At 72.1% G+C, this 14074-nt stretch carries 12 protein-coding genes; 10 read left to right on the forward strand and 2 right to left on the reverse strand.

Annotation, left to right across the window (positions count from 1 at the left end):
* The first annotated feature begins 24 nt into the window (after positions 1-24).
* On the forward strand, positions 25-1173 hold the full coding sequence (locus G3I78_RS13555) for a glycosyl hydrolase 53 family protein (RefSeq protein ID WP_164423885.1): 1149 nt from the start codon (positions 25-27) through the stop codon (positions 1171-1173).
* A 131-nt stretch (positions 1174-1304) separates the two neighbouring features.
* A complete protein-coding gene (locus tag G3I78_RS13560; protein ID WP_164423887.1) occupies positions 1305-1709 on the forward strand; it encodes a hypothetical protein in 405 nt (134 codons plus the stop codon).
* A gap of 64 nt (positions 1710-1773) precedes the next feature.
* Here G3I78_RS13560 and G3I78_RS13565 read toward each other — a convergent pair whose 3' ends face one another.
* Entirely contained in the window at positions 1774-2973 is a 1200-nt protein-coding gene (locus G3I78_RS13565; protein ID WP_164423889.1) for an FAD-dependent oxidoreductase, read from the reverse strand.
* 50 nt (positions 2974-3023) lie between these two features.
* Positions 3024-4262 (reverse strand): ATP-grasp domain-containing protein, encoded by a 1239-nt coding sequence (locus G3I78_RS13570; protein WP_164423891.1) that lies wholly within the window; start codon positions 4260-4262, stop codon positions 3024-3026.
* 248 nt (positions 4263-4510) lie between these two features.
* Here G3I78_RS13570 and fahA point away from each other — a divergent pair, with 248 nt between their 5' ends.
* The 8 genes from fahA (at position 4511) to G3I78_RS13610 (ending at position 14045) form a co-directional block, all read left to right on the forward strand.
* Positions 4511-5731, forward strand: a complete 1221-nt coding sequence (gene fahA, locus G3I78_RS13575; RefSeq protein ID WP_164423893.1) for a fumarylacetoacetase — start codon at positions 4511-4513, stop codon at positions 5729-5731.
* Positions 5732-5946: 215 nt separating this feature from the next.
* Positions 5947-6888, forward strand: a complete 942-nt coding sequence (locus tag G3I78_RS13580; protein ID WP_164423895.1) for a M56 family metallopeptidase — start codon at positions 5947-5949, stop codon at positions 6886-6888.
* A 156-nt stretch (positions 6889-7044) separates the two neighbouring features.
* Complete coding sequence (locus G3I78_RS13585; RefSeq protein ID WP_164423897.1) at positions 7045-7830, forward strand: GntR family transcriptional regulator; 786 nt, start codon at positions 7045-7047, stop codon at positions 7828-7830.
* 40 nt (positions 7831-7870) lie between these two features.
* Positions 7871-8098 (forward strand): ferredoxin family protein, encoded by a 228-nt coding sequence (locus tag G3I78_RS13590; protein ID WP_164423899.1) that lies wholly within the window; start codon positions 7871-7873, stop codon positions 8096-8098.
* Between the two features lie 17 nt (positions 8099-8115).
* Complete coding sequence (locus tag G3I78_RS13595; RefSeq protein WP_164423901.1) at positions 8116-9453, forward strand: ABC transporter substrate-binding protein; 1338 nt, start codon at positions 8116-8118, stop codon at positions 9451-9453.
* Positions 9450-10340, forward strand: a complete 891-nt coding sequence (locus G3I78_RS13600) for an ABC transporter permease (RefSeq protein ID WP_164423904.1) — start codon at positions 9450-9452, stop codon at positions 10338-10340. The genes G3I78_RS13595 and G3I78_RS13600 overlap by 4 nt, the downstream gene beginning before the upstream one ends.
* On the forward strand, positions 10324-11112 hold the full coding sequence (locus G3I78_RS13605; protein ID WP_164423906.1) for an ABC transporter ATP-binding protein: 789 nt from the start codon (positions 10324-10326) through the stop codon (positions 11110-11112). The genes G3I78_RS13600 and G3I78_RS13605 overlap by 17 nt, the downstream gene beginning before the upstream one ends.
* Before the next feature lie 23 nt (positions 11113-11135).
* Positions 11136-14045: a fumarate reductase/succinate dehydrogenase flavoprotein subunit gene (locus tag G3I78_RS13610; protein WP_343243736.1), complete on the forward strand. Its 2910-nt coding sequence runs from the start codon at positions 11136-11138 to the stop codon at positions 14043-14045.
* Positions 14046-14074 lie beyond the last annotated feature (29 nt).

The raw sequence follows: 14074 nt of genomic DNA on the forward strand, positions 1-14074 counted from the left end.
GTTTCACTGTGAAGGGACTTTGACATGCGCAGACGTACTGTTCTGTCCGCCGCCGGGGCCGCTGGGGCCGCCGCACTGGCCGTTCCCGTGCTGGGGGCCGCACCGGCCGTCGCCGCACCGGCCGCGGTGAAGCGGAACCGGCTGGAGATCCGTGGCGTGGACATCTCCTCGCTGCCGAAGAACGAGGACCACGGGGCCGTGTACCGCGCGGCCGACGGCCACCGTGCGGACCCGGTCCGGCTGATCGCGCGGGCCGGTGTCACCCACGCGCGCCTCAAGGTGTGGGTGAACCCCGTCGACGGCTACAACAACAAGGCGCACATCCTGCCGCTGGCACGGCGGTTGAAGCGGGCCGGGGTCGGCATCTGGATCGACTTCCACTACTCCGACAGCTGGGCCGACCCGGCGCACCAGACCAAGCCGGCCGCGTGGGCGGGCCTGGACGTGACGGGCCTGACCAGGGCGGTGTACGACCACACCGCCGACGTCCTCGGCGCGCTGAAGCGGCAGGGCACCCCGGCCCAACTCGTCCAGATCGGCAACGAGTTGAACGGAGGCCTGATCTGGCCCGAGGGCAACTGGGAGCACTTCGACACCATGACCGCCTTCCTCAAGGCCGGTCTGAGCGCGGCGCGCGACACCACGCCCCGCGTCCGCACGATCCTGCACCTGGCGAACGGCGGCGACAACGGGCTGTACCGCTGGTGGTTCGACAACATGGTGTCGTACGGCGTCGACTTCGACGTCATCGGGCTCTCCTACTACCCCTTCTGGCACGGCCCGATCGCGGACGCGGCGGCCAACATGGCCGACATCACGGTGCGTTACGGCAAGCCGTGCGTGATCGCCGAGACGGCGTACCCGTTCACGCTGAAGAGCGAGGACGCCGTCAACGACATCCTCAACGACCCCGCGCAGCTGACCGAGGGCTTCCCGGCCACGCCCGAGGGCCAGGCCGCGTGGCTGCGCGCGGTGGCCGACCTCGCGGCCGGGGTGCCGGACGGGCAGGGTCTCGGCTACTGCTACTGGGAGGGCCTGTGGACCTACCGCGCGGGCAGCGGCTGGGACCCGGCGGACGCGTCCTCGGGCAACGCGTGGGAGAACCTGGCGCTGTTCGACTTCAGGGACCGGGAGCTGCCGGGGCTGCGGACGCTGGGGCGTTACCGGTCGTAGTCGCGTTGCGGGTCGGCGAGGTGTAGACACCTACACCTCGCATACGCCGGACAGCTCCCTCGTGGCGGCGGGCGGGCGACGGAATCGTTGGGGGCATCGAATCCCGCCCCGAGAAAGGGTTGGCCACAGCCATGCGCCGTCGCCGTAGCCTCACCGTCGTCACCGCCCTGACCGCCGTCGCCCTCACCGCCGTCCTCGTCACGGGCTGCGACCCGGACGACATCGACAACTCCCTGGACTGCGTGTCCAACGCCGACACCATCGCGGACAGCGTCAAGGCCATCCACGAGGCCGGCTGGGACGCGGTGAAGGACCCGTCGCGGACCGACGAATCCATCGACACGATCGACAAGAACGTCGACAGGATCAACAAGGTCCGGGGCGACTCGGACGACAGCGAGGTCGACAAGGCCGTCAAGGACCTCGACAAGGCGATCGAGGACTACAACAAGTCCATCCTGAACGGCGACACCAGCCCGGACTCCAGCAGGATCGACGCGGCGGCGGACCGGTTGAAGGACGTCTGCACGTCGTGACACGCGTTTTTCAGGCGGGCCGGGACACCGGACCACCGGCGTCCCGGGCACCCCGCTTCCGCCGCTACCCGTGGGCCGCCGCCAGGTGGCGTGCCAGCCGTGGTGAGGCGAACTCGGTGCCGCACACGAAGCGCATCACCGGGCCGTAGGAGGCCGCCGCCGGCAGGCCGGTGAAGTACAGGCCGGGCACGGAGGAGACGTATCCGGCGCCGAGCCTGGGCGTGCCGCGGCTGACGGCGAGCGCGGTGCGCAGTTCGTGGCCGAGGAAGTCCATCGCGGCGAGGTCGACGCGGTAGCCGGTGGCCGCGATGACATGGTCGGCGGAGAGGCGGTCCCTGGTGCCGGTGGCGGTGAGCACCTCCAGGGACGGGTGACCGCCGGCCGCGTCCGCCGCGACGATCCGGTCCACCTCGGTGACCTGGACCTTGCCCTCGAAGCGGTCGCGCAGCCACCAGGCGCCGAGGGGTCCGAGGACCCGGCGGACCAGGTAGTGGCGGGTGCCGGCCGGGAGCAGTCGGTAGGGGTGCGGGTAGTAGGTCAGCGCCCACAGCGACCAGGCCCGGCCGAAGGGCGACTCGGGGCGCAGCTTCGGCTGCTTCCACGGCGGCGCCCCGAAGTCCACGCTGCCGCGTCCGCGTGCGACCACCCTGACCTGCGCGCCCGCCTCCGCCGCGAGGACGGCCGTCTCCAGCGCGGACTGGCCGGCGCCGACGACGATCAGCTCCTTGCCCGAGTACCGGGTGAGGCCGTGGTGCTGGGAGCTGTGGGAGACCGGGGCGGTGGGCGCCGGGCCGTCGGGGGCGGCTCCGGCCAGCTCCGGGGGCAGGTGGGACAGGCCGGAGAGGCCGGTGGCGACGACGACCGCGCGTGCGGTGAACGACTCCCCGGAGTCGAGCTTCAGGGTGAAGCCCCGCTCGGCGCGGTCCACGGAGACGACCCGCACCTGCTCCAGCTCGGGCACCAGCTTCTGCTGGAACCACTGGCCGTAGGCGATGAAGGTCTCGACAGGCACGATGTCCTCGTCGGTCACCAGTCGCGGGATGCCCGCCGCGTCGCAGTAGTCGACGAGGGTGTGTCCTGGCTGGGGCGCGTCGAGGTTGGAGGCGGCCGGGGTGGACTTCAGGAGCATGCCCGCGGGCATGTGGTCGCGCCAGCTGACCATGGGGTCGCCGAAGACGCGCACGGGTATGCCGCGCGCCCGCAGATGGGCCGCGGTCGACAGGCCGAAGGGCCCGGCACCGATGACTGCTACCGGATGGATCACGAAGTCCCTCCCCAGGACGTCACTTCGTCACTTCGTGGTGGTACCGCTCTTCAATGGGTCGCGCTGCCGCGGCGGTTGGCGCGCCACAGCTGGTAGAGATGCTTGGCGCCGGGTCGCACGAAGCGTCCGAGCATGGTGAGGAACGGCAGCGGGTCGTCACCCGCGAACCAGGCCAGCTCGGTCCCGCTGGGCCGCTTCGGCGCGTGCGGGGTCGTATAGCCGCTGCGGCGGTAGGCCAGCAGGGCGGGCAGGTCGATGTTCTCCACGACATAGCGGTGCCCGGCCCGCTGCTCCCCCTCCGGAACGGTCCGCCCGGTCAGGTCCAGGTGCATGGCACGGACGACGTCCACCCCCGACTCGCTCTCGAAGAGCCGGAACTGGGCGCCCATGCGGGGGTTGAAGTCGAGGAGCTTGTACTGGCCGTCGCGCCGGTCGAAGCGCAGGTCGAGGTCGATGATGCCGGTGTAGCCGATCTGCTTGATGAAACGTGCGGCGAGGTCGGCGAGTTCCGGGTTGTCGACGACGTACGCGTTGGCCGTCATGCCCGCGTGCGGTGGCCAGGAGCGCACCTTGACGCCGGTGAACATGGCGAGCGGGGTGGAGTCCTGGTCGAAGTAGGCGTGCACGATCCAGTCCTCGGCCTCCTCCCTGGGCAGGTACTCCTGGAGGATCACCCCGGGCCGCTCGCCCCAGTCACGGGCGAGGGCGAGCAGCCCTTCGCGGGTGGCGATGCGCGTGGTGCCGTTCACGGCGGGATGTCGGCGCCGCACGAACGCCTCGCGGTTCTTGGCCACCACCGGGAAGCGGGCCTTCTCGGCGAACGCGGCGATGTCGTCGTACGACTGCGGGAAGGCGGCCTCCGGACTCGCGATGCCGTGCTCCACGCACAGTTCGTGCAGGCCCTGTTTGCTGGCCAGGCGCCGTGGGAGGCCGGGCTCCACGCGCGGGAAGAGGAAGCGGCCGAGCAGGTCGTTCTGGTGCTCGGCGATCAGGACCGCGGCCTCCTCGTCGGTCGGCACGAGGACGGCGGGGCGGCCGATGCGGCGCCCGATCCGGATCAGTCCCTCGACCAGCCGGCCCGGGTCCTCGGTGCCGGTCGTCGGCCAGACGAAGGCACGCGTGAGGTACCGGGAGGCGGCCGCCGGTGTGCAGCGGTCCTCCGTGATGGCGTACATGGGCACGCCGAGGCGGCCCAGACTGCGGATCGCGCCGACCCCGCCGTGGTGCAGCGGATAGTCGCCGAACTTGACGATCAGGGCCGGAACTTCCTGGTCGGCCCCGAATGGCACACTGCTCGCGCTCCTGGCCACGGTCCCCCCACGCGTCCCCCAACGGACGCGACCCCACCCATCCCGTCCGTGTCTCGCAAAGGACGCTAAGCCGGAATGGTCCGCTCCGACTATGCCTTAACGGGACATTGCCAACTCTTTGGTCACATTGCTAACCCTTTAGACACTCCCGTCGGCGGCGGCTCGGACGTAACGTGTGGCGCGACCATCCGGACCGCACGGCACGCTCGAGAGTGAGGCAGCACCCCATGCCCCCCTTCGATGTCCCCGAGGGCGACCCCTTCGGCCCGCACAACCTTCCCTACGGCGTCTTCTCCACCGCGTCCTCCCCGCGGACCGTCGGCGTCCGGCTCGGCGACCACGTCCTCGACGCGGGCGCGGCGGCCACCACTCTCGGCTCCCCCTATGCCTCGCTGCTCGCCCGGCCGTCGCTCGGCCCCCTGCTGGCCGCGGGCCGCACCGCCTGGTCGGACGTCCGGCGCGCGCTGACCGCGTGGGTGACGGTCCCGGCGCACCGGGAGGCGATCGCGGACCACTTCCACCCGCTGTCTGCGGTCGACCTCCATCTGCCCTTCGAGGTCGCGGACTACGTCGACTTCTACGCCTCCGAGCACCACGCGCGGAACGTCGGCCAGATCTTCCGGCCCGACGCCCCCGACTCCCTGACCCCCAACTGGAAGCACCTGCCGATCGGTTACCACGGCCGCGCGGGCACGGTCGTGGTGTCGGGGACGGATGTCGTACGGCCTTCAGGGCAGCGCCGGCCCGCCCCGGACGCGGCACCCGTCTTCGGCCCCTCCGTACGGCTCGACATCGAGGCGGAGGTCGGCTTCGTGGTCGGCGTGCCGTCCGAGCTGGGCCGGCCGGTCGGGCTCGGTGACTTCCGCGAGCACGTCTTCGGGCTGTGCCTGCTCAACGACTGGTCGGCGCGGGACGTCCAGGCCTGGGAGTACGTCCCCCTCGGACCGTTCCTCGGGAAGTCCTTCGCCACGTCGGTGTCGGCGTGGATCACCCCGCTGGACGCGCTGGAGGAGGCCCGGGTGGCACCCCCGGCGCGCACGCACGAACTGCTGCCGTATCTGGACGACTCCGCCCCCGAGGTCGAGCCGGGCGGCTACGACCTGCGGATCTCCGTCGCGGTCAACGGCCACGTGGTGTCCGAGCCGCCCTTCTCCACCATGTACTGGACCGCGGCCCAGCAGTTGGCGCACATGACGGTGAACGGGGCGTCGCTCAGGACCGGCGACCTGTACGGCTCCGGCACGGTGAGCGGGCCCTCCGCGGGCGAGCGGGGTTCACTGCTGGAGCTGACCTGGAACGGACGGGACGCGCTGGAACTCCCGGACGGGAAGCGGACGTTCCTGGAGGACGGGGATGTGGTGACGCTGTCGGCGTGGGCGCCGGGGCCGGACGGGGTCAGGGTGGGGCTGGGGGATGTCGTGGGGCGGGTGGTGGCTGGGGGTGTGTGAGGTGGCTGGTGGCCGGTGGGTGTTCGGGGGTGTGTGAGGTGTCCGGGGCTGTTCGAGTCCTGCCGTAGGGCGTCGGCTCACGGCATACTGGCGGCGGGCGGCATACGTGGGACGACGTACCGGCCGCCCCGGACCGTCTCGCTGCCTCACCGTCTCACCGCCTCATTGCACAGCCCCACCTCCCCTGTCTCCGATCAGGATCCGGAGCCCGTGGCATGACTCTCTGCCTGCTCCTTCTGAGCGCCGTCGCCGTGGCGGCCGCCGTGCCGGTTCCGCGTGCGCTCACCCGGGCCGCGTGGCCCGAACGGGAGCCGGTGGTCGGCCTGTGGGTGTGGCAGTGCCTGGTCGCCACGGTGCTGCTGTGCTGTCTGACGGCGCTGGTGCTGGGCGCGGCCGCGGTCTTCCACACCGTCCGCGACCATGTGTTCGCCCCGGCCCCGCCGGCCGTGACCGCGGCCTACGACCTCTCGGCCGCGCCGGTCTGGGCGGTCACGCTGACACTGCTGCTGGCGGCCGGTGCCGGGTGGACCACGGCGATGCTGGCCCGCGAACTGGTCGAGGCGCGGCGGCGGCGCGGGGCCGCCCGGGCGCATCTGCGGGAGCGGGCGCCGGATCTGCCGGCCGGGCTCGGGGCGCTGACGCGGGGGCCGCTGCTCGTGCTGGAGGACGAGTATCCGGACGCCTGGTGGATGCCGGGCAGTCCGGCGCAGCTGATCGTGACGACGGGGGCGCTGCACCGGCTCACCGACCATCAGCTGGACGCCGTACTCACCCATGAGCGGGGGCACGCGCGGGCCCGTCACGACTGGTTGCTGCATCTGTCGACCGCGCTGGCCACGGGGTTTCCGCGGGTGCCGTTGTTCGCCCACTTCTGTGACCAGACGCATCGGCTGGTGGAGCTGGCGGCGGACGACACCGCGTCCCGGCGGTGCGGGCATCTGACGACGGCGTTGGCGCTGATCTCCTTGAACCAGCATCGGGGGGTGCTGTCCTGTGCGTCCAGCCATCGGCTGCTGGGCGAGCGGGTGGACCGGTTGCTGGAGCCGCCGCCGAGGTTGCTTCGCCGGCAACGGGCTCTCACCACGGCGATGGCGACGCTGGTACCGCTGCTGCCGTTGCTGATCGTCTTCGGGCCGGGGTTGTCGGCGTTGGCGTAGAGGGTGGGTCGCAGGCACCCCTGCGCTCCCCCACAGGTGGCACATCTCACCTCGCAGCACCCGAAACCGCAGGTCAGGGCCTTATCCGTCACCCCGTCAGGTGGCGCAACAATCCCGCAACACAGCTTTTCCTACCAGGTAGGTATGGTTCCAGCCATGCCAGCCACCGACCGTATCCGGGACCACGCAGGGCAGGGCGCGACCACCGTCGCCGCCCGGGCCCGGCGCCGGCTGCGGGCGGACCAGGCGCGGCAGCTCGCCGATCTGCTGCGCCAGCAGGTCCTCACCGGCGGGTTCGAGAGCGGCACCCTCCCCCACGAGTCCACCCTCGCCACCGAGTACGGCGCCTCGCGCAACACGGTCCGCCAAGCCCTGGACCTGCTGCGCGCGGAAGGCCTGGTCGAGCGGCTGCCCGGCGTCGGCACCGTGGTCGTGGGCCAGAAGTACCCGCACGGCCTGGACCGTCTGATGGGCCTCGCGGAAACCCTCCGCGAACACGGCACGGTCACCAACGAGGTCCGCACCATGGGCCCCGCCCCCGCCCCCCTCGCCGCCGCCCAGCGCCTCCAGGTCGCCCCCGGCACCGATGTCCTCTACATAGAGCGCCTGCGCCGGCTGAACGGCCTGCCCCTCTCCCTCGACCTCACCTACCTCCCCCTCGACATCGGCACCGCCCTGCTCGGCGCCGACCTGGAGAACACCGACGTCTTCCGCCTCCTGGAGACGATCACCGGCCAGGGCCTCGGCCACGCCGAGATCACCCTGGAGGCGGTGAACGCGGACGCCCACTCCGCCGCCGTACTGGAAGCGCCGCGCGGCGCCGCCGTACTGATGCTGGAACGCCTCACGCACCTCGCCGACGGCCGCCCGGTCGACCTGGAGTTCATCCGCTTCCGCGGCGACCGCATCACCATGAGCGGCCTGCTGCACCGCTCTCTGTAGACCCGTAGAACCCCCTGCTCGCACATTCCTGGAGACAGCCATGCCCTTGTCGCCCCAGCGGGCCGACGTGCCCGTGACCATCGACGAGTCGAAGTGCATCGACGGCTGCACGCTCTGTGTGGACATGTGCCCGCTGGACTCCCTCGCCATCGACACCAGCAGCGGCAAGGCCTACATGCACGTCGACGAGTGCTGGTACTGCGGCCCGTGCGCGGCCCGCTGTCCCACCGGAGCCGTGACGGTCAACATGCCCTATCTGCTGCGGTGAGAGGCCCCCGAACTCCCATGAAACACAAACCAGTCATCGCCGTCCTGCTGCTGCTCGCGCCGCTGGCCGCCTGCGGCAGCGCCCAGGCCGGTGACAGCTCCACGGTCACCGTCACCGTCGGCTACCAGTCCAAGACCATCAACACGGTCACCGCCGGCACCCTGCTGCGCTCCCTCGGCTACTTCGAGAAGCAGCTCAACTCCCTGCACGACGGCAAGACCTACAAGGTCGACTGGCAGGACTACGCCACCGGCGCCCCCATCACCGCGCAGATGACCGCCGGGAAGATCGACATCGGCTCGATGGGCGACTTCCCGCTCCTCATCAACGCGGCCCGCGGCAAGCAGCTCGGCAAGCCCACCCGCCTGGTCTCGGTCACCGGCTACAACCTCCGCGGCGGCCTCAACACGATCGTCACCTCCCCGGACTCGAAACTGGCCGCCCTCTCCGACCTGAAGGGCAAGAAGGTCTCCACCAGCGTCGGCTCCGCCGCCGACGGCACCCTCGTACGGGCCCTCCAGCGCGCCGGCATCGACCCCGACAAGGGCATCGAGAAGCTCAACCAGCAGCCCGCGGTGGGTGCTTCGGCCCTGACGGCGGGCAGCACGGACGCGCTCTCCCAGTTCGTCGCCTGGCCGGGCCTCCTCACCTTCCAGGGCAAGGCGAAGGCGCTCTACGACGGTGCCGAGCTCGACCTCCCCACCTTCCACGGGGTCACCGCCCGCGAGGACTTCGCCGAGCAGCGCCCGGCGGTCCTGGAGGCGTTCCTGAAGGCCCAGGCCGAGGCCACGGACTACCTCAACGACCACCCGGTCGCCGCCGCCGAGTCGGTCGCGAAGGCCACCGGGCTGCCCGCCGAGGTCGTCTACCTCTACAACGGCGCCCACGGCATCGCCACCTTCGACCCGGCGGTCAAGCCCCAGCTGGTCTCCGCGCTGAAGCAGGACGTCTCGGTCCTGAAGGCGGCCAAGCTGACCGGCGACATCGACGTGGACTCCTTCGTCGACGACCAGTACGTCAAGAAGGCCCTGGGGTCCGGGTACGCGAAGCGCCTCGCCGCCGCCCCGGCCGCCTCCGCCGGCGAGGTCTGGCCCAAGGGCGCCACCGAGACGCAGAGCTTCAAGACACCCGCGGAGGTGCTGAAGTACGTCTCCGCGCACAAGGACGGCATCCGCGCCGCCTACGTCCCCGACGCCACCACCGGCACCCTCTGGTTCGCCGACAAGGCGGTCTGGGTGGCCGACGGCTCCCGGCTGCTGCCCTTCGTCGCCCCGGAGACCGCGCGGGCCTACGTCGCCGCGCACGGCGGTGCCCGTGTCGTCACGTACGCCGACGCCCTGGAGCAGGCGTCGTGAGCCGGCCCCTCCCGAAAGCCGGCCGGTACGCGCTCAGGGCGGCCTCGCTCGCGGTCGCCCTCGGCGTGTGGCAGCTGCTGACCAGCCTGGACATCGACCTGTGGCTGCGCTTCTCGCAGTTCCCCACGGTCACCGATGTGGCCCGCACCTTCGCCGACCGCCTCTCCGGCGCCGACTACTGGACGGACCTCACCGACAGCCTCACCCGCATCCTCACCGGGTTCCTGCTCGCAGCGGTGCTCGGCGTGGCCACGGGCGTGCTCGTGGCGCGCTCCCGGCTGGCCGAGGACCTGCTCGGACCGGTGCTGGAGGTGATCCGCCCGATCCCGGCGATCGCCCTGGTACCGGTGGCGATCCTCCTGTTCCCCTCGAACGAGCAGGGCATCGTCTTCATCACCTTCACCGCCGCCTTCTTCCCGGTCCTGGTCTCCACCCGGCACGCGGTCCGCGCGCTGACCCCGGTGTGGGAGGAGGCGGTGCTGACCATGGGCGGCGGCCGGTGGCGGATCCTCGCCTCGGTCGTCCTGCCGGGCGCCCTGCCCGGCATCTTCGGCGGCCTCTCGGTCGGCATCGGCGTCTCGTGGATCTGTGTCATCTCCGCCGAGATGATCTCCGGCCAGTACGGCGTCGGCTACCGGACCTGGCAGGACTACACCGTCGTCAACTACGCCGGCGTCTTCGTCGGCATGGTCACCATCGGCGTCCTGGGCTGGCTCACCTCCACGGCGGTGGAACTGCTGGGGCGCCGCCTGACGCGGTGGCTGCCGAGGACGTCGTACGGGCCTGGCCGGCCCAAGGCCCCCAAGTCCCCCGCGCCGACGCCCTCCCGCACTGCCCGGAAACCCGCATCCGAGCCGGAGGAGGCACGCGATGAGCACCTCGTCTGACACCGTCGTCGACACGGCGGCCCAGGCGCCGTCGCCCGCGCGCGGCACCCGCCTCACCCTCACCGCCGCCGGTCTCGGCCGTCCCGACGCGCCGGTGCTCTCCGGTGTCGACCTCGACATCGTCCCCGGCGAGATCCTCACCGTGGTCGGCTCCTCCGGCTGCGGCAAGTCGACGTTGCTGCGCACCCTGGCCGGCCTCCTGCCGCTGCTCGCGGGCGAGGTCGCCCAGGACGGGCGGCCGCTCACCGGTCCCGGGGCCGAACGCGCCCTGGTCTTCCAGGAGGACGCCCTGCTGCCCTGGCGCACCCTGCGCGCCAACGTCGAACTCCCCCTCGCCATCAAGGGGCTGTCCCGCACCGAACGGCGCGCGCAGGCCGAGTCCTGGCTCGGCCGGGTCGGACTCGCCGACCGCGCGGGGCAGTTGCCGCACCGGGTCTCCGGCGGGCAGCGCCAGCGCGCCCAGTTGGCCCGCGCCCTCGCCGGGCGGCCCAGTGCCGTCCTCATGGACGAACCCTTCGGCGCCCTCGACGCCCAGACCCGCGCCGGCATGCAGGACCTGCTGGTCGACGTGCTCCGGGGCACGGGCGCCACGGTCGTCTTCGTCACCCACGACGTGGACGAGGCCCTGTTCCTCGGCGACCGCGTGGCCCTCCTCGGCGACGGCCGCCTGACCGCCGTACGGGAAGTGCCGCGCCCGCGCGACCGTTCGGCGCACGACGACCCCGCGCGCGTGGCTCTGCGCCGCGATGTCCTGACCTCGCTCGGTACGTGAGCCGGAACGTGAAAGGCACCCTGGTGGACACCCCTCTGCAGATCCCCGCGCTCACCGACGTCGAGGAGCTCTCCTGCGACGTCCTCGTCATCGGCGGCGGCACCGCCGGGACCATGGCCGCGCTGACCGCCGCCGAGCACGGCGCCGACGTCATCCTGCTGGAGAAGGCCCACGTCCGGCACTCCGGCGCCCTCGCCATGGGCATGGACGGCGTCAACAACGCGGTCATCCCCGGCCGCGCCGAGCCCGACGACTACGTCGCCGAGATCACCCGCGCCAACGACGGCATCGTCGACCAGTCCACCGTCCGGCAGACCGCCACCCGCGGCTTCGGCATGGTGCAGCGCCTGGAGTCGTACGGCGTGAAGTTCGAGAAGGACGAGCACGGCGACTACGCGGTCCGCCAGGTCCACCGCTCCGGCTCCTACGTGCTGCCGATGCCGGAGGGCAAGGACGTCAAGAAGGTTCTCTACCGGCAGCTGCGGCGGCGCGAGATGCGGGAGCGGATCCGCATCGAGAACCGGGTCATGCCGGTGCGCGTGCTCACCGCCGAGGGGCGGGCCGTGGGGGCGGTCGGCTTCAACACCCGCACCGGCGGCTTCGTCACGGTCCGCGCGGGCGCGGTGATCCTCGCGACCGGCGCCTGCGGCCGCCTGGGCCTCCCGGCCTCCGGCTACCTCTACGGCACCTACGAGAACCCGACCAACGCGGGCGACGGCTACGCCATGGCCTACCACGCGGGCGCCGAGCTCACCGGCATCGAGTGCTTCCAGATCAACCCACTGATCAAGGACTACAACGGCCCCGCCTGCGCCTACGTCGCCAACCCCTTCGGCGGCTACCAGGTCAACCGGCACGGCGAGCGCTTCGTCGACTCCGACTACTGGTCCGGCCAGATGATGGCCGAGTTCGCGGCGGAGGTCGCGAGCGACCGGGGTCCGGTGTACCTCAAGCTGAGCCACCTCCCGGAGGAGTCGATCTCGTCCCTGGAGTCGATCCTGCACTCCACCGAGCGGCCCACGCGCGGCACCTTCCACGAGGGCCGCGGCCACGACTACCGCACCCACGACATCGAGATGCACATCTCCGAGATCGGCCTCTGCGGCGGCCACTCGGCGTCCGGGGTCCGGGTCGACGACCACGCCCGTACGACCCTCCCCCGTCTGTACGCCGCCGGCGACCTCGCCTGCGTCCCGCACAACTACATGATCGGCGCGTTCGTCTTCGGCGACCTCGCGGGCGCGGACGCGTCCCAGTACTCGGCGTACGAAGGGGAGTTGCCCGCCGACCAGCTCCGCGAGGCGCACGAGCTGATCTACCGCCCGCTGCACAACCCCGACGGCCCGCCGCAGCCCCAGGTCGAGTACAAGCTGCGCCGCTTCGTGAACGACTACGTGGCCCCGCCGAAGTCCGGCGCCCGGCTCTCCCTGGCCCTTGAGTCCTTCGAGCGGATGCGGGACGACATCGCCGAGATGGGCGCCCGGACCCCGCACGAGCTGATGCGCTGCGCCGAGGTCTCCTTCATCCGGGACTGCGCGGAGATGGCCGCGCGCGCGTCCCTGGCCCGCACGGAGTCCCGCTGGGGCCTCTACCACGACCGCCTCGACCACCCGCACCGCGACGACGCCTCCTGGTTCCACCACCTCGACCTGTACAAGTCCCCTTCCGGCGCGATGGAGTTCACGGCCCGCCCGGTGGCCCCCTACCTGGTCCCCATCGAGGAGTTCACACCGGTCGGCGGCCCTTCGCGACACCTCGGCGAGGTGCACGCGGAGAACGTGGCGACGGCGGGGGCGCGGGATCGGGCGCCGGTGGCGGTGACTGCTCAGGGGGTGGCGGAGGTCGCGGTGGAAGGCAGGGTGGCGGTCACGGCGGAGGTCGCCGTGCAGGTGGCAGAGCGGGTGGCGGCACAGGCGGTCGCGCAAGGTGCGTCGCAAAGTGCGTCGCAGGGTGAGCCACAGGTGGCCACGTCGGTCGGTGCCCACCCCGGCCGAACCGTCGCCCGACCCACCGCCGAGCAGACCGCCGCCCGGCTCCTCGAACTCGTCGCCCTCGCCGAGGAGGAGCCCGAACTCGACGCCCTGCGGCCCTACTTGGCCGACCCCGCGTCCGCCGTCCGCCGTGAGGCGGTCGCCGTGCTCACCGAGACGCTGCCCTCGGGCACCGGTCCCGCCCTCGCCGGGGCACTGCGCGACGAGGCCGCCGAGGTCCGGGCCACGGCCGCCGCGTCCCTGCGGGAACTCGTGGAGACCCTGCCGCCCGAGCCCGCCCTGCGCGACGGCCTCGCCGCCGCTCTCGCCGTGCCCGACCCGGTCGTCCGCGCCGCCGCCCTGGATGTCCTGCGTGCCCTGCGCCTCGGGGACGCGGACCTGTTCGCCGGTTCCCTCACCGACACGGACATCCCGGTCCGGATCGAGGCGGTCCGCGCCCTCGTCTCGGTGGACGCCGCCGCCGAACTGGCCCGCGCGGCGACCGCCGACCCGTCCCGCGAGGTCCGCGTGACGATCGCCAAGGCGCTGGCGACGGTGTCGGCGGAACACCCGCTCGACGCCGTCCTCGACGCCCTGGCCCGTCTCACCGAGGACCCCGACGCCCTCGTCCAGGGCGCGGCCTACGGCGCGTTGGGCACCACGGGCTGCCGGGAACCCCTGGCCACCCGCGCCGTGACCGCCCTGTCGGCCACCGCGTGGCAGGTCAGGTCGGGTGCCGCGACCGCCCTGTCCGCCGCCGCCCCCGACCTCGCCGTCCCCGCCCTGGCCAAGGCCCTCGCCGACCCGAACGCCGACGTCCGCAAGGCCGCCGTCCTGGCCCTGACCCGGCACAACGGCACCGAGGACGCCCGCGCGGCCCTGGCAACGGCGACGACCGACTCGGACGCGGACGTCAGGGCCTACGCGGCACGGGGCTTGGCGAGGGGCTCGCAGAACCCGTAGCCACAGGCCCACTCGCACCGCCCACCCGC

Origin of the sequence: Streptomyces sp. SID13726, from assembly GCF_010548375.1 — a bacterium.
Taxonomy (GTDB): Bacteria; Actinomycetota; Actinomycetes; order Streptomycetales; family Streptomycetaceae; genus Streptomyces.